Source organism: Pseudomonas sp. GW821-FHT01D09 (assembly GCF_059422465.1).
This window is the reverse complement of the sequence record NZ_JBWKWY010000058.1, coordinates 1-14,544: the sequence shown is the minus strand read 5'-3', so window position 1 is coordinate 14,544 and position 14,544 is coordinate 1. Positions and strand designations below refer to the sequence as shown.

Genomic DNA, 14,544 nt, shown 5'->3' with positions numbered 1-14,544 from the left:
TGCGGGAATAGCTCAGTTGGTAGAGCACGACCTTGCCAAGGTCGGGGTCGCGAGTTCGAGTCTCGTTTCCCGCTCCAATTCAAAGAAAAAGCCACTCAATAGAGTGGCTTTTTTTTGCCTGTCATTTACGCAATAGACGCCCTGGCTTCTTTTATGAGCCACTGAAATCCAGTGACAGCCCGCGTGACAAGACGCTCAACCCTGTGAATGTGCTTCTCATTTTTGATGGTGTACCCAGCACTGAAGTCTTTTTAATATCCGCTACAGAAATACTGAAAGTAACAGCCGCATTGATTGATTAACAATCCTGCTGTGCTTTTGCGCAGGTGTGCCGATGCGACGGCAATCCGTTCTGTAGTGGGTGGCGCTGATTATCCTTACGCCAAGCTTGATTTGTTTTTTTAGCGCTACTTTACGTTTGTACTCTCTTCATAAAGCGAAAAAAGAGGCTGGACCTATGGGCGTTTATAATTACAAAGATCTTGGTGATGATGAATCAAGAGCATTGAGTGTTGATGCACTTGCCCTTATAAGCACCTCCGGTATATCCGAGCAGAGTAATGAGATAATCGCAAGTGTAGTGCGAGAAGCCGGGTGGACGCCGTTGAGTGGTAGTGCCTTGGGCTACGATGGCTCCTTAAGTTCAAGGGGCGCGTTCACCGGGGAAAAAGCCGGTTACGCAACGGCTGAAGCTGAGGTACTTGGGAAGTATGATGCTTCAGGTAAGTTGACCGGGTTGGGTGTGATGTTTCATGGCACTAATGATCCTGCTGACTGGGTCTATAACCTGGGCTTGCTCACAAATGTGGAAGGTCTTGCAAAGAACTATGTGGGGGAAGCGTTTGACACGTTGCTGGGCAGTGTTGCGCGTTATGCCCAGGCAAATGGATTGACGGGCAACGACATCTTGGTCAGTGGCGTAAGTCTTGGCGGACATGCTGCTAACAGTATGGCGGACTTGAGTGCCAGCCGCTGGTCCGGTTTTTATCAAGACGCGAACTATGTGGCTTTTGCTTCGCCTAGCCAGGCCTCGGGCGACAAGGTATTGAATATTGGCTATGAGCAGGATCCGGTTTTTCGGGTGCTGGATGGCTACACCTCCGAGCTGCCGTCGTTGCTAGCGGTACACGACACCCCCCAGCCATCGGCTACAAATAATCTGGTTAATTTCAACGAGGTGTATGCGCTTGGGCCGCTAGTGGGGGAAGGGATATTTCCGATTATCAATCCGTTGGCCTGGTTGAGCCATGGGGGGACCGACGGTTTTGCCCGTGTTGCTGAGTCACAGTTTTACAATCTGACCAATAGGGACTCCACTATTGTAGTGTCTAACTTGTCGGATTTAACGCGTGGCAATCTTTGGGTGCAAGACTTGGAAAACTATGCAGAGCCCCACACCGGTGGCACTTTTATTATAGGCACTGACAGTGCTGATCGGCTCCAGGGCGGGGCAGCCAATGATTATCTGGAAGGCCGTGCCGGTGACGATACGTTCCGTGACAGTGGGGGTTACAACATTATTCTCGGAGGGGCGGGTAATAATACCCTGGAGTTGCAGCAGTCGGTGAATGGCTTCGAGTTTGCCAATGACGGTGAGGGTATGCTGTATATGCAAGATGCCCGTGGTGGTATCAGCCTGATTCAGGATGTTGATACTCTGGTGAGTAAGGAAAGCAGCTGGATTTTCTTTAATCGGGACGTCACCTATAGCGTCACTGAACAAGGCTTACTCAGTGCAGACACCTTCACCGAGTACGCGCCTTCGGGCAAGGGCGACGCAAACAATAATGTTCTTGTCGCCCAGAGCAGCGGAAGTTGGTTGTTTGGCCAGGGCAGCGCGGATTTACTGATCGGCGGCCAAGGCGATGATGTATTGGTGGGGGGCGCGGGGAATGATGTGATATTGGCGGGGGCGGGTGCCGATACCTTCTTGTTTAATGGGGATTTCGGTTTGGACTTTATCACGGGTTTCAAATCGACCGATAAGTTGGCGTTTGTAGGGGTTGAGGGGGTTGACGAACAATATAGCTACCTCGATCACGCACAGACGGTTGGTATCAACACTGTCCTGATCTTTGGCGATAATTCTGTGACTTTAGTGGGCGTTGGGTTGGGTAGCCTTTCAGCCGATAACATTGCTATCGCTTGATCTGAGCGTCTCATTTGACCGGTTGGCTGCTCTTCGGATCAACCGGTCTCGTTTCCCGCTTCATGGTTAACCCAAGCGCCGCTCAGTGATGAGCGGCGTTTTTTGTGTGGCTGGCGACGGCAAACGGCTGGCCAGCGCTTCGACAAGCCCGGATGAGCCTCTGATGCATGAGAGGCCGCATCTCACGGGTGGGTATTCTCATGGAGTCAGTCGTTGGAGGATTATGACGAACCGTGCATGTGGCCACTTGGGTGTGGCGGCTTGCGGGTCTATCGAGTTATCACTGCCAATGGGAAGTATCATGAAAAATGTTAGCGAGTTGATCGAAAGCCGAATCTCAGCGAATGCGTTTGATACCAGTCGTGGGCTCTCGGATGAGCAAATCGAAGGGTTGGTGCGTTTAGCCACGCTGGCCCCTTCTTCATTCAATGCGCAAAACTGGAAAGTGATTGCAGTGCGTACGCCCGAGGCCAAGCAGCGCTTGAAAAAAGTCGCTTATGACCAGCCCAAAATCGCCGATGCCGCCGTTACTTTTATCATTTGCGGGACGTTGGCCGCACACAAAGGCTTGCCGGAGGCTCTGTTGCCATCGGTTGAAAAAGGCATTATTGAGCGTTCGGTCTTCGACACCTGGGTGGCGATGGCCAATGGCATGTACGAAGGCAATGAGGTGTTCCAGCGTGATGAAGCCATCCGCTCGGCCTCACTGTGTGCAATGACCCTGATGTTGGCAGCCCAAGGGCAAGGGTTGGCTTCAGGCCCGATGATCGGCTTTGACCCGGCTGGCGTTGCCCGTGAGTTCCAACTGAGCGCCAGCGAGGTGCCTGCGATGCTGATTGCTGTCGGCTACGCACTGCCTGAAAACTGGCCACAAAAGCCGCGCAAGGCCCTCAAGCAGGTACTGACCCTGGTTTAACAGCCAATACGCTCACGGGCTGTTGACTCAGCCTGTGGGTGGGTGATGAGTGAAGGGTGAGCCAAAGAGGGACACCCATGCTGCAAATACTCCTGGCAGAAGTCCAGGTAGACGCGCACTAGGCGAGAAGGATGGCGATGGGATTGATAGAGCAAGTGCACGGGCGTTTCTGGCATTGGGTAGTTGTCCAGCACTGGCTGCAGACTGCTTTCTTTAATGGCCTGGACCGCCAGGAAGGGCGGGAGCTCGGTGATACAGTCGCCATTAAGTGCGCAGTTGCGCAGGTGCAGGTAGTTATTGGTCGTAACGATGGCCGCCGGTTCGAGCGTCTGGTTGCCCAGGGTCCACAGGCTGCGCGTGCTGGAGTCTTTTGACCAGGTGGCACAGGGAAACCTGTGCAGGTCATCGGGTATCTGGGGTTCGCCCAGGCGCTCAAGCAGGGCTGGGCTGGCAACGAGTGTATGTCGATAGCTGATCATATAGCGTGCAATCAAGGTGTCTTGTTCAATGGCGCCGACGCGAAGCGCTACATCAATACCTTCAGCGATAAGGTCCAGGCGCTGTTCCGTAAAGTAAACGGCCAGCTCTATTTCAGGATAGCGCTGTTGAAAGTCGCACAGTAATTGCCCCCAAGGTTCAAAGGCGACGGGAAGTGTCACTCTCAGGCGGCCCCTGAGCGCATCCTGGTCACTTATCAGGGCTGATTTTCCCTGTGCGAAGGCTTCCATGCCAAGGCTTGCATAGGCATAGAGTTTTTCTCCGGCCTGGGTCAGCTTTGTGCCCCGCATGGAGCGGTGCAGGAGTTGCACGTTCAATTCATGTTCCCGCTCACGAATGCGCCGACTCAAGGTTTGCAGTGGCATATCCAGATGGAGGGCGGCAGCTGACAGGCTTCCCATCTGGGCGACAGCCACGAACATCTGTATCGCGTTGAGATCCATTGTCACCTCCCATGTCTTTATCTGAGGTCTTGACCTTGGCAGAGGTTGATCGTTGCATTGCGCGGGATGAAAAACATCAATCCCCTTTGGCTGGCCATTGATCCCTGCCCTCGGGTGCGGGCCGTTACATCAGGCGTTGTATATGCTGCTGGGCAAAGTCCAGGTAGGTTCGCACGAGGTTGGACGGGTGCCGGTGCGAGGGGTAAAGCAGGTTGATCTCCATTTCCGGGAAGGGGTGTTTGCCCAGGAGCGCGACCAATTGCTTGTTCCTTATTGCCTCCTTGGCCATGAACGGTGGCAACTCGGTAACCAGGTCCCCGGCCAGCGCTCGGCTGCGTAAATGCGCGTAATCGTTGGTGGCTATTATGGGGTCTGCTTTAAATACCTCTTGGCCCAGTTGCCAAGTGGCTGTCGCGTCCTGGCTCCAGGCCCCGCAGGGATAATTGTGCAAATCCGCGACTTTATCGGGCAGGCCTAGACGTGCGAGCAACACGGGAGATGCGACAAGAATATGGCGATAAGCCAACATCCGTCGAGCCACCATGGATTCGTGAGTGATACGGCCAATACGCATGGCCACATCAATGCCATCTTCGATCATGTCAATACGCCTGTCGCTCGTATAGACCTGCAACTGTATGTCTGGGTAGCGCTGCTGAAACGCCGAGAGCACCTCCCACCAGGGTTCAAGCGAAGGGGGGAGTGAAAGCCGCAGGCGCCCTTTGAGTTGGGTCTGGTCGCTGATCAGGGCCCGCTCGCCATCGATCAGCATTTCCAGGCCTCGGCTGGCGTGTTCGTACAAGCGTGTGCCTGCGTCAGTCAGGCGGGTTCCATGTACTGAACGCTCCAGCAACTGCACTTGCAATACACGTTCTAGTTCCCTGATTCGCCGGCTGAGGGTCGCGAGTGGCATTTCCAGGCGCTCGGCAGCCGCTGTGAAGCTGCCACACTTGGCCGTGGCGACAAACATCCGAATGGCATTAAGGTCCATGGCGCTACTTCTATTCTCTGAATACAGTCTTGACCGTAAAAGATGTGGTTTGCTGTAGGCACGGTTAAACGTTGTGCCAGAGGGGAGGTTTAAGAGCAGTGTGTTGTTGGCACGGGGTATGAAGGACGGCCCCCCCCCCCCGGTAGTCCGTGTCAGTGTTATTCGCGAATCAACCTTCGCCCTGTACGGGGTCAGTATTAAATGTATACAAGACAATCTTCCAGCCTTGGCTGGTTTTGTTGAGCACGAATACTTCGCGGTTCAGGTCAGGCACAGGCTTGCCATTCTCCATAACCGTCGCCCCTTTATGGTGATGTGTACGGATGACCGCAGCATCGCCATATAGATTAATCGCATCGTAGGCAAATACGGTGTTGAATTTGGCTATTTTAAATAATGCATCATAGCCCTCGGTCTTTTGCTGGGCGGTCGCATAAGTAGGCTTGTTATTCCATTCTGCAACGCTGTCGGGAGCAAACAGGCTGACTATTTTTTGGGTATTACCTTCGTTCAGTGCCTGCTCATATTGGCGGACGACCTTATAGGCTTCCTGTTGCACACTCTTGATTTTCGGATCGCTGGAAAACGGTGGGGTGCCATCGCCTTGTGCTGCGTACGCACTGGCGGCCGTGAAGAAGGTAACGGCGCTGGCCATGGTCAGTGTCAGCAGTTGGGCGCGAATCAGGTTTGCTGTTTTCATGCGTTCCCTCTACGAGTATTTCGTATGGCGTTGATAACGAAATTGTAATGTATGCCTTCGGCCCATTAGGTAGCGGCCAGGTCAATACATTACTGGTGGGCGCTGTTATGTCACCGTTGCAAAGTATCCTGCCCTAATTTTGCCGGTTGATGAACTATCAGGGATGATAGGGAGCCATCTATAAATGAGAGGCTGGTTTTATTGACTTTCATATAGGGGCGGTATTTTTCAGAAAAGTTAAGAAGTGGAAGGTCAATTCACTCCTGAAGAATAGATAAACGCCATATCGACCTTGTTAGAACGTAAAAATACTCGACTCTGGATATTAACGATTGATCAGTTTTTTGAAGGCAGGGAACATTCACAATGTGAAAAAACTCAGCGCGCGTTATTCAAGGGGGTTATGAAAAAACACCTACGCCGGCAGCGGCGTGCCGGAAATCAGCCTGGTCGGCCCGCATAGGGCGATTGTGCGAGGGTGTTGTCGCGACGCCTTATGCGGGGATATTTATATGGGGCCTAGGGCTGTTTATGGGCCGCCAGTGCTTGCAAGACCCCGCTTCCATACTCGGGGTCGGCCTTGGTGCAGTGCTCTATATGCAGGCGTTGGATAGGGGTGGAAGCCCCCGCCAGGGAGCGCGCGGTGTTATCGAACAGCGCTTGTTTTTGCTCTGCGGACATTTTTCTGAACAGGGCGCCGGGCTGGGAGAAATAATCGGGATCGACCCGATGATTCCAGTGGCCGGCCGCGCCTTCCAGGGTCAGGGGCGGCTCTTGAAAATCGGGCTGCTCTTGCCATTCGCCACGGGTGTTCGGTTCATAGGAGGTGGTGCCTCCGGCATTGGAATCAACCCGCATCAGTCCATCGCGGTGATAGCTGTTGACCCGGGTGGCGCCTCGGGGGGCATTCACCGGGATTTGCTGGAAGTTGACGCTCAAGCGGTAGCGCTGGGTGTCGCCATAGGAAAACAGACGGCCCTGGAGCATTTTATCCGGTGAAAAACTGATGCCCGGGACGACATTCGCCGGGGAGAAAGCGGCTTGTTCGACGTCGGCAAAATGGTTCTCGGGGTTGCGGTTCAACTCCATGACGCCGACTTCGATCAGTGGGTAGTCGGCTTTTGGCCAGACCTTGGTCAGGTCGAAAGGGTTGATATGGTAGGTGCCCGCTTCCTGTTCCGGCATGATTTGCACAAACAGCTTCCAGCGCGGGAAGTCCTGGTTCTCGATGGCTTCATACAGGTCGCGCTGGTGGGATTCGCGGTCGCGTCCCACCAGTTCCTGGGCCTGGGCATCGGTGAGGTTTTCGATGCCTTGCTGGGTCCGCAGGTGGAACTTGACCCAGTAGCGCTCATTGTTGGCATTGATAAAGCTGAAGGCGTGACTGCCAAAACCATGCATATGCCGCCAGGTGCGCGGCAGGCCACGGTCACTCATGATGATCGTGACTTGATGCAGGGTTTCGGGCAGTTGGGTCCAGAAGTCCCATTGGTTCTCGGCGCTGCGCATGCCGGTGCGCGGGTCGCGTTTGACCGCGTGGTTCAGGTCGGGAAACTTGAGCGGGTCGCGCAGGAAAAACACCGGGGTATTGTTGCCCACCAGGTCCCAGTTGCCTTCTTCGGTATAGAACTTCATGGCAAAGCCGCGGATGTCGCGCTCGGCATCGGCGGCACCGCGCTCACCGGCCACCGTCGAGAAACGGGTGAACATTTCGGTCTTCTTGCCGATCTCGGAGAAGATCTTGGCCCGTGTGTAGCGGGTAATGTCGTGGGTCACCGTAAACGTCCCGAACGCGCCCGAGCCTTTGGCATGCATGCGCCGCTCGGGAATGACTTCCCGGTCGAAGTGGGCCATTTTCTCCAGCAGCCAGATATCTTGAAGCAGGGCAGGGCCGCGCGGGCCGGCGGTTTGAATATTTTGGTTGTCGACGACTGGAGCGCCAAACGCAGTGGTTAGCTTTTTCATGATCGATTTTCACCATCAGGGCTAATGTAAGCGCCAGCCTTAGCCATCCATCCCAGGAGAGAAGGGGCTTAAGTGCGACGATTGACTGTTGCTCCAGGTCGCAGGCTGCAGCAGCGGCTTGGTCCATGGATGCGTTTGCAAACCTTGAAAAAATTAATGCCATTTGAGGTTGATGGGTAGCGTCGCAGGCGAGAGGCAGGCTCCCGTTCCTGAGAGAAAGGCTGGCCTAGGCGCTCAGCGGCGATCAGGTTGGCGCATTGCGCCGTGACCGATATCCAGGGGGGAAGGTAAGCGCGTTGTCAGCGGGTGCATCCTCTGGAACCGCCAGGAAAACGAGAGCTATATGCATAATGATCGCTATGTAATAATTCAGAGGAGTAACAGTGTCAATATTTTTTGTAGCGATCGTTAATTTCGGGGGAGGAAAACATGGCTGAACGAGGAAGACCTCGCGCCTTTGACCGCGGGCAGGTGCTGGAGCAGGCCATGGATGTATTTTGGTTGCGGGGATACGAAGGGGCATCGTTGACCGCGCTGACCCAGGCGATGGAGATCAATCCACCCAGCCTGTATGCGGCATTCAAGAACAAGGAAGGTTTGTTCCGGGCCGCGCTGGATCATTACCTTACACATCATGGCGCCTATCGCTACAGCGTCCTGGCAGATGCCCCGACGGCTCGCGAGGGCGTGCAGGCCCTGCTCAAGGAGACTGTCGCGCAGTTTTATCACAGCCATCCACCCCGTGGCTGCCTGGTGGTGTTGGCGGCGTTGTCTGGAACCCCCGAAAGCCAACTGATCCAGGACGAACTCAGTTCGCAGCGCAGAGAAACCCACCGCCTGATCGAGGCGCGTATTCGCCGGGGCCTGCTGGAGGGGGACGTGCCGGTGGGGACGAATATTGAAACGCTGTCGGGTTTCTATACCACCGTCATGTTTGGCCTGAGCGTGCAGGCCAAAGACCAGGTTGCGTATGAGCAGATGGTTGCATTTGTGGAGACCGCGATGGGCGTCTGGCCGCCGCTATCGTTGTGACCCTGCAAGACCGCACAACGGCCCCTTACTGTTTTATCCCTTCCATATATGAAATATAAGTTGTCATTCTGAGTGGTTAATATCCAATTCTGATTGGTAGATAGTGAGGTCACTGGCTCAACGCCGGAACCTTCACATCAATCGGAGCCTCATGATGACGATTAAATCTGTTCTAAGCCTTTATGAAACGGCCCTTAATACCAACGACATCAAGACCATTCTCGACTTGTATGGCAGTGAGCCGGTGTTCATGCCTCAGCATGCGCCGGCCCTGGTTGGTCGTGACGCGGTGCAAGCCGGTTACCAACAGGTTTTTGCCACCCTCAAGCTGAATGTCAAGTTCACCATCCACGAGATCGAAGAAGTCGGTAACTGGGCCTGGGTACGCACCTCCTCGGCGGGAACCACGCGCATTCTGGCGGCCGGGCTGGATGTGACCGAAGGCAACAATGAGTTGTTCGTGTTCCGCAATGAACAAGGTAGCTGGAAGATTCATCGCTATCTGTTCGCCACCACTCAACCACGCGCCTGAGGTCATCACCATGAAAGCTTTTGTCATTGAACAAGCGGGCACACCTGATGCCTTGAAGTTGCGAGACATTGCCCCTGTGCAACCCTCCAGTGATGAGGTCCGGATCCGCGTGCGGGCATTGGGCCTCAACCGTGCCGAGACCTATCTGCGTGCCGGGAAAATGGGCCCGATCACCGCTCCCCGAGTGCCAGGGATCGAGGCCGTGGGCGAAGTGATTCATGACCCGTCGGGAACCTTTCGTACCGGCCAGCGCGTGGCGACGGCCATGGGGGGCATGCAGTTCGCACGCCATGGCAGTTATGCCGAAGAGGTGACGGTGTTGCGCAGCAACGTGATTTCCCTGGACGGTTCGACGCTGTCATGGGAGGAGCTTGCCGCGTTGCCCGAGGCCTATCTCACGGTATGGGGCGCACTGGACAAGAGCCTGGCGATTCAACCCGGCCAGACCTTGTTGGTACGGGGGGCGACTTCTTCGGTAGGGATGGCGGCGCTTACCTATGCCAAGGCCCGCGGTCTGAAGGTGATCGCCACGACCCGTTCGGCAGATAACGTCCAGCGTCTGCGTGAGATGGGGGCCGATCACGTGCTGATCGACAATGGCTCGATTGCCGAGCAGGTTCGCCAGTTGATTGCGCAAGGCGTGGATGCGGTACTGGAAGTGGTCGGTGCGGCAACCGTGCGCGACAGCCTCAAGGCCGTGCGCCCATTCGGTGCTGTCAGCGTTATTGGATTGCTGGGGGGCGCGCCGGTGCTGGAGCAATTGAACCTGATGCAGGACCTGCCGGCGGCGGTGAAGTTGAACTTCTTTGGCAGCGGCCTGCTGGGTACGCAGGACATGCCTCTCAAGGACAGCCCCCTGTTGTGGATTGCCAAGGAAATCGAAGCGGGGCGCATGCCGTCAATCCGCACGAAAACCTTCGATTTCGAGCAGATTCCTGATGCCCATCGCTTGATCGAAAGCAATGGGGCTCTGGGCAAACTGGTTGTAAAACTCTGACACTAAGGAGCACATCATGCGTACTTCATTACGGGCCCTGACCTTGGGCGTCTTGCTTCTCCCCGCCATCGCGATGGCGGCTCAACCGGCCACTGACAAAGAGAACGTGAAAGAGGCCGTTACAGCCCAACTGAACCATTATCAAGCGGCGCTGAACGCCTCGGACCTGGATCAGGTGATGGCGCTTTATGCACAGGACGCGGTGTTCATGGCGCAAAACAGTTTGCCGGCTGTGGGGCGTGATGCGGTGCGCAAGGCCTATCAGCAGGTGTTCGCCGCGATCAAACTCAACATCCGCTTTACGATTGACGAGGTTCGACCGCTGTCAAAGGATTGGGCATTTGCGCGCACTCGCTCCAACGGCACCGCCACGCCGCTGGGAACGGCTCAACCGGCCGGTGCTGAAGGTAATCAGGAAATATTCTTGCTGCATCGCGAGGCCGACGGGAAATGGCGTTTTGCACGCTACATTTTCTCTACGACCAACGCTCCCAAGTAGTTGCGAGCGGGGATGGCGATACACAAAAACGCCGCTCGGTTATGAGCGGCGTTTTTGTTGACCGGCGATTTAAGGCAAGTGCAAGAGCCTCGCGGCGCCCATCGTGGGATCAGAGTTTCGGCAACTGCCCGATACGCCCCATCATCTCGGTCACGATCTGCAAGTCCAGCAGGAACTGCTCGGTGGTCTTGAACTCATTGTCGGTGTGGCCGGTGTACTTGGCCTCGGGCCGGGCCAGGCCGAATTGCACGCCATTGGGCAGTTCATGCACCGATGTTGCACCGGCCGACGTACCGAACTCGGGCTTCATGCCCAGGTTTTCGGTGGACACGGCCAGCAGCGCCTTGACCCATTCGCCCTCGGGGTTGCGATACATCGGCGCGGCGACCGAGTAATCGAAGGCGGGTGTAATACGGGTCTTGCTGCTCCAGGCACTTAGCTTGTCGGCAATTTCTTTTTTGAGGACGTCCGGGGACTTACCCTTTGGTACCCGCAGGTTGACCGCCAGCTTGAAGGCTTTTTCATCCTGGCCAACGAAGGTCAGGGAAGTGGTCAGCGGCCCCATGAACGCATCGGAAAAGCCCACGCCCAGTTTGCCACCCAGGTAATCCAGGCCCCAGTTATCGGCGGCGTAGCGGGCGGCGTCAGTGATTTCGTTGTGCTTGAGCGCCACCTTGCCATCCAGGCTGTTAATGAAAACCAGCATCCGTGCCACCGGGTTGATACCCGATTCAGGCTCGGAAGAGTGCGCCGACACGCCCGTAACGGTCAGCTTGACGTCTTTGCCGACGACCTTGGCAGCTACCGTGAAATCGCCACCATTGGCCTTGGCGAACGCAGTGCCGGCCTGCTGCAGGCTGGCGGCCAACTCGGCGGGTTTATCGCTGCGCAAAGTGGCCACCGATGCCGAGGGAATCTGGTTGGTCGCCAGGCCGCCGGTCATTGAGAGGATTTGCGCACCTTTGCCCTCGGCCTTGCGCCTGGCGAAGGTCGCCATGACCGTGCCATAGCCTTTCTCGGCGATCACCACCGGGTAACCGCCGTCCAGCGCCAGGTTGTAGTTCGGCGTCGGGTTGCGTTCAAAGTAGTAAGGAATGGCGTCGCCGGTGGTTTCTTCGGTGGTGTCCACCAGCAGCTTGAAGTGGCGTGCCAGTGGCAGGTTTTCTTCCTTGATCACTTTCATCGCATACAGCGTGACCACGATGCCGTTCTTGTCATCCTCGGTGCCACGGCCGTACATGCGGTCGCCAATCAGCGTGACCTTGAACGGGTCGAGGCGGGTGCCGTCGGCCAGTACCCAGTTTTCCGGGGTTACCGGCACCACGTCGGCGTGGGCGTGAATGCCGACCACTTCATCGCCGGCACCTTCCAGGGAAATTTCGTAGACGCGGTTGTCGACGTTGCGAAAGTTCAGGTTGAACGCCTGGGCCAGGCTCTTGATCTTGTCGGCGATCTTGATGAATTCAGGGTTGTCGTGCTGGGCGACGCCTTCGACCTGGAAGGTCGGAATGGCCACCAGCTCGCGCAGGGTCTCGGTCGCTGCCGCGCCGTATTTCACCCGGGCGTAAAGGCCCAGCAAGCGGTGAATCTCGTTTTGCTGTTCGGCCGAAAGGCTTTTGTTGTCGAGAAACGCACTGATGGCCGGGCCGAGGTTCGCGGCTTTGCTCAGTTCGCTCTTGGCCAGGCTGCCCAGGAACGTGCGGAAGTCCTTGATCGAGGCGTCATTGAACGTCTTGAGGATGGTCGCGTTCTGTTGCGGGGTGAGATTGGCCAAGGCTGGCGCGGTAAAGGCGGACAGGCTGGCGACCATCAGGGTGGCGGCGGCCAGGTGCTTGAGGGAAAAATCCATTGCTGGGGCATTCCTTTGCAAGTAGTGAGTGGGAAGTTTCTGTCAGAAACATTTCCACACACTAGCATCACCTACACGCTGGAGGGGAGCCTCTGGTGGCGGGATGTCCTATCGTAATACGAAAACGCCGCCTGCCATCAAGATGGCGGTGACGTCAGTCCAGGCTGTAACGCACCGACAGCGTGCCCTTTTTCTCCGACAGGCCGAGGATTGTGATCGGGCCGATTTGGGCAAGGGTTTGTACGTGCGTACCGCCGCAGGCATAGGGCGGCAGGTCGCCAAAACCGACCTCACGGGTGCCGCTGTCCAGCGTCATATGGCGTGGCAGGTCTGCGGCGATCCATTGGTTGACCTGTTCCTGCAAGGCATCGGCCTCCATGTTTTGTGCGGCTTCCCCACGGATAAAACTGATCTTTCCTTCACCCGGCCAGTGGTGGGCCTTGATCGGCATCCAGCCCAGGGTTTCACCGGCATTGCCGATCAGATGCCCGGCCGAATGCAGGCGTGTATGCAGGGCACGGCGTTGCGCATCGACCCGCGCTTGCTGCGGGCCAAGTGCAACGGGTTGATCCACGTAGTGCACGATGCGTTCGGCTTCCTGCACCACTTTCAGCACGTTGCTGTCCCCCAGCCACCCCGTATCAAAAGGCTGGCCGCCGCCCTGGGGGTGGAAAATGGTGGACTGCAGCACCACCGCAAAGTGTTGCTCATAGGGCGTGCACTCCAGCACATCAACATCGGCAACCAGGTGGTCATGGGTGAAAAACAGGCGCTGGGTCATTTTCTACATCCGCATCAGGGTTCTGGATAGCAGTATAAGCAGTGCGCTAATAGGTGATAATCCGCTGAAACTTCAATGGACTTGTGCGTCATGAGCATCAATCTTCCTTTGCCGCTGTTGGGCGAAATGGCGATTTTCGTCAAGGTCGTGGAAACCGGCAGCTTCTCTGAAGCCGCGCGCCAACTGGGGGCTTCGCCATCGGCGGTGAGCCGCAGCATCTCGCGCCTGGAACAGGCCCTGGCCACACGCTTGTTGCAGCGCACCACGCGCAAGCTGCGCTTGAGCGAAGGCGGCGAAGAAGTCTTCAAGCGCTGCCAGGAGATGGTCAACGCGGCGCGCTCGGTGATGGAGATCAGCGGCCAGTACACCGACGAAGCCGAAGGGCTGGTGCGGGTCAGCGTGCCCAAGGCGGTTGGGCGCTTTGTGGTGCATCCGCATATGCCGGAGTTCCTGCGGCGCTATCCCAAGGTCGATGTGCAACTGATCCTCGAAGATCGGCAGGTGGATCTGATTGATGACAATGTCGATTTGAGCATCCGCATCACCGATAGCCCACCGCCGGGGCTGGTCGGGCGCCAGTTATTGCCGATCGAGCATTTGCTGTGTGCCACGCCGCAGTATCTGGCTGCGCACGGCACGCCGCTGCATCCCCATGACTTGCTGGAGCACAGTTGTATCTACCTGGGCGAAACCCCTGGGGATGCGCGCTGGAAATTGCGCCAGGCTGGCAAAACCCTGACAGTGGGCGTGCGCGGTCGGTATGCGGCCAATCACACGGGGGTGCGCTTGGATGCGGTGCTGCAGGGTGTGGGGATTGGCAGCCTGCCGTACTTCACCGCGCGGCATGCATTGGAGGAGGGGCGGTTGGTGCAGGTCCTGGCGCAATGGGATTTCATTGCCTCGTACCATGGGGATGCCTGGTTGCTGCATTCGCCCACACGCTACCTGCCGCCGAAGTTGCGGGTGTTTATTGATTATCTGGTGGAGTGCATGGCCAGGGAGCCGACATTGCGTCGGCGGTAGGCGCGCGATCGAGAATGTGGAGCAGGTTAGTGTGGGAGCGGGCTTGCCCGCGATGGCTGAGTGTCAGTCGATACATTGGTTGACTGATACACCGCTATCGCGGGCAAGCCCTAATGCCAGTCAGTTAAGGAATTGACTTCTCCGCCAAGCAATAATAGAAACGGGCTCT

General features: G+C 56.5%; 13 protein-coding genes and 1 tRNA gene. 8 read left to right on the top strand and 6 right to left on the bottom strand.

The window, feature by feature from the left end:
• Nucleotide 1 precedes the first annotated feature (1 nt).
• The 3 genes from AC07W7_RS26735 to AC07W7_RS26725 all read left to right on the top strand — a co-directional run bounded on the left by AC07W7_RS26735 (nucleotide 2) and on the right by AC07W7_RS26725 (nucleotide 3,065).
• Nucleotides 2-77 (top strand) — tRNA-Gly (locus tag AC07W7_RS26735).
• Nucleotides 78-457: 380 nt separating this feature from the next.
• Nucleotides 458-2,149: a polyurethane esterase gene (locus AC07W7_RS26730; RefSeq protein WP_495040431.1), complete on the top strand. Its 1,692-nt coding sequence runs from the start codon at nucleotides 458-460 to the stop codon at nucleotides 2,147-2,149.
• 301 nt (nucleotides 2,150-2,450) lie between these two features.
• Nucleotides 2,451-3,065, top strand: a complete 615-nt coding sequence (locus AC07W7_RS26725) for a nitroreductase family protein (RefSeq protein ID WP_099170817.1) — start codon at nucleotides 2,451-2,453, stop codon at nucleotides 3,063-3,065.
• Here the strand turns inward: AC07W7_RS26725 and AC07W7_RS26720 are convergent.
• From AC07W7_RS26720 to AC07W7_RS26705, 4 genes are all read right to left on the bottom strand, one after another.
• Nucleotides 3,062-4,006 (bottom strand): LysR family transcriptional regulator, encoded by a 945-nt coding sequence (locus AC07W7_RS26720; RefSeq protein WP_495040430.1) that lies wholly within the window; start codon nucleotides 4,004-4,006, stop codon nucleotides 3,062-3,064. The genes AC07W7_RS26725 and AC07W7_RS26720 overlap by 4 nt on opposite strands.
• A 124-nt stretch (nucleotides 4,007-4,130) precedes the next feature.
• Nucleotides 4,131-4,997, bottom strand: a complete 867-nt coding sequence (locus AC07W7_RS26715) for a LysR family transcriptional regulator (protein WP_495040429.1) — start codon at nucleotides 4,995-4,997, stop codon at nucleotides 4,131-4,133.
• A 169-nt stretch (nucleotides 4,998-5,166) separates the two neighbouring features.
• A complete protein-coding gene (locus tag AC07W7_RS26710; RefSeq protein WP_495040428.1) occupies nucleotides 5,167-5,697 on the bottom strand; it encodes a YybH family protein in 531 nt (176 codons plus the stop codon).
• 519 nt (nucleotides 5,698-6,216) lie between these two features.
• Complete coding sequence (locus AC07W7_RS26705) at nucleotides 6,217-7,662, bottom strand: catalase (protein ID WP_495040427.1); 1,446 nt, start codon at nucleotides 7,660-7,662, stop codon at nucleotides 6,217-6,219.
• A 429-nt stretch (nucleotides 7,663-8,091) separates the two neighbouring features.
• On the opposite strand from AC07W7_RS26705, the gene AC07W7_RS26700 reads away from it, so the two are divergent.
• The 4 genes from AC07W7_RS26700 (at nucleotide 8,092) to AC07W7_RS26685 (ending at nucleotide 10,722) form a co-directional block, all read left to right on the top strand.
• A complete protein-coding gene (locus tag AC07W7_RS26700) occupies nucleotides 8,092-8,694 on the top strand; it encodes a TetR/AcrR family transcriptional regulator (RefSeq protein ID WP_495040426.1) in 603 nt (200 codons plus the stop codon).
• Nucleotides 8,695-8,848: 154 nt separating this feature from the next.
• Nucleotides 8,849-9,226 (top strand): YybH family protein, encoded by a 378-nt coding sequence (locus tag AC07W7_RS26695; protein ID WP_169901114.1) that lies wholly within the window; start codon nucleotides 8,849-8,851, stop codon nucleotides 9,224-9,226.
• Between the two features lie 10 nt (nucleotides 9,227-9,236).
• Nucleotides 9,237-10,223: a zinc-binding alcohol dehydrogenase family protein gene (locus AC07W7_RS26690; RefSeq protein WP_099168784.1), complete on the top strand. Its 987-nt coding sequence runs from the start codon at nucleotides 9,237-9,239 to the stop codon at nucleotides 10,221-10,223.
• A gap of 16 nt (nucleotides 10,224-10,239) precedes the next feature.
• The gene (locus AC07W7_RS26685) at nucleotides 10,240-10,722 is read left to right on the top strand and encodes a YybH family protein (RefSeq protein ID WP_495040425.1); all 483 of its coding nucleotides are present in this window, start codon (nucleotides 10,240-10,242) and stop codon (nucleotides 10,720-10,722) included.
• A gap of 109 nt (nucleotides 10,723-10,831) precedes the next feature.
• Here AC07W7_RS26685 and AC07W7_RS26680 read toward each other — a convergent pair whose 3' ends face one another.
• Nucleotides 10,832-12,571 (bottom strand): dipeptidase, encoded by a 1,740-nt coding sequence (locus AC07W7_RS26680; RefSeq protein WP_169864665.1) that lies wholly within the window; start codon nucleotides 12,569-12,571, stop codon nucleotides 10,832-10,834.
• Between the two features lie 154 nt (nucleotides 12,572-12,725).
• Nucleotides 12,726-13,352: an alanyl-tRNA editing protein gene (locus AC07W7_RS26675; protein ID WP_169901117.1), complete on the bottom strand. Its 627-nt coding sequence runs from the start codon at nucleotides 13,350-13,352 to the stop codon at nucleotides 12,726-12,728.
• 90 nt (nucleotides 13,353-13,442) lie between these two features.
• On the opposite strand from AC07W7_RS26675, the gene AC07W7_RS26670 reads away from it, so the two are divergent.
• Nucleotides 13,443-14,375 carry a LysR family transcriptional regulator gene (locus AC07W7_RS26670; RefSeq protein WP_495040424.1) on the top strand — a complete coding sequence of 311 codons (933 nt, stop codon included), beginning with the start codon at nucleotides 13,443-13,445 and terminating at the stop codon, nucleotides 14,373-14,375.
• The last annotated feature ends 169 nt before the right edge of the window (nucleotides 14,376-14,544 follow it).

What these genes read in the sequence shown, in the direction of transcription:
- AC07W7_RS26670 (WP_495040424.1), top strand. Translation starts at nt 13,443, where the DNA reads ATGAGCATCAATCTTCCTTTGCCGCTGTTGGGCGAAATGGCGATTTTC.
- AC07W7_RS26680 (WP_169864665.1), bottom strand. Translation starts at nt 12,571, where the DNA reads ATGGATTTTTCCCTCAAGCACCTGGCCGCCGCCACCCTGATGGTCGCC.
- AC07W7_RS26690 (WP_099168784.1), top strand. Translation starts at nt 9,237, where the DNA reads ATGAAAGCTTTTGTCATTGAACAAGCGGGCACACCTGATGCCTTGAAG.
- AC07W7_RS26730 (WP_495040431.1), top strand. Translation starts at nt 458, where the DNA reads ATGGGCGTTTATAATTACAAAGATCTTGGTGATGATGAATCAAGAGCA.
- AC07W7_RS26675 (WP_169901117.1), bottom strand. Translation starts at nt 13,352, where the DNA reads ATGACCCAGCGCCTGTTTTTCACCCATGACCACCTGGTTGCCGATGTT.
- AC07W7_RS26720 (WP_495040430.1), bottom strand. Translation starts at nt 4,006, where the DNA reads ATGGATCTCAACGCGATACAGATGTTCGTGGCTGTCGCCCAGATGGGA.
- AC07W7_RS26710 (WP_495040428.1), bottom strand. Translation starts at nt 5,697, where the DNA reads ATGAAAACAGCAAACCTGATTCGCGCCCAACTGCTGACACTGACCATG.
- AC07W7_RS26705 (WP_495040427.1), bottom strand. Translation starts at nt 7,662, where the DNA reads ATGAAAAAGCTAACCACTGCGTTTGGCGCTCCAGTCGTCGACAACCAA.
- AC07W7_RS26715 (WP_495040429.1), bottom strand. Translation starts at nt 4,997, where the DNA reads ATGGACCTTAATGCCATTCGGATGTTTGTCGCCACGGCCAAGTGTGGC.
- AC07W7_RS26685 (WP_495040425.1), top strand. Translation starts at nt 10,240, where the DNA reads ATGCGTACTTCATTACGGGCCCTGACCTTGGGCGTCTTGCTTCTCCCC.
- AC07W7_RS26700 (WP_495040426.1), top strand. Translation starts at nt 8,092, where the DNA reads ATGGCTGAACGAGGAAGACCTCGCGCCTTTGACCGCGGGCAGGTGCTG.
- AC07W7_RS26695 (WP_169901114.1), top strand. Translation starts at nt 8,849, where the DNA reads ATGACGATTAAATCTGTTCTAAGCCTTTATGAAACGGCCCTTAATACC.
- AC07W7_RS26725 (WP_099170817.1), top strand. Translation starts at nt 2,451, where the DNA reads ATGAAAAATGTTAGCGAGTTGATCGAAAGCCGAATCTCAGCGAATGCG.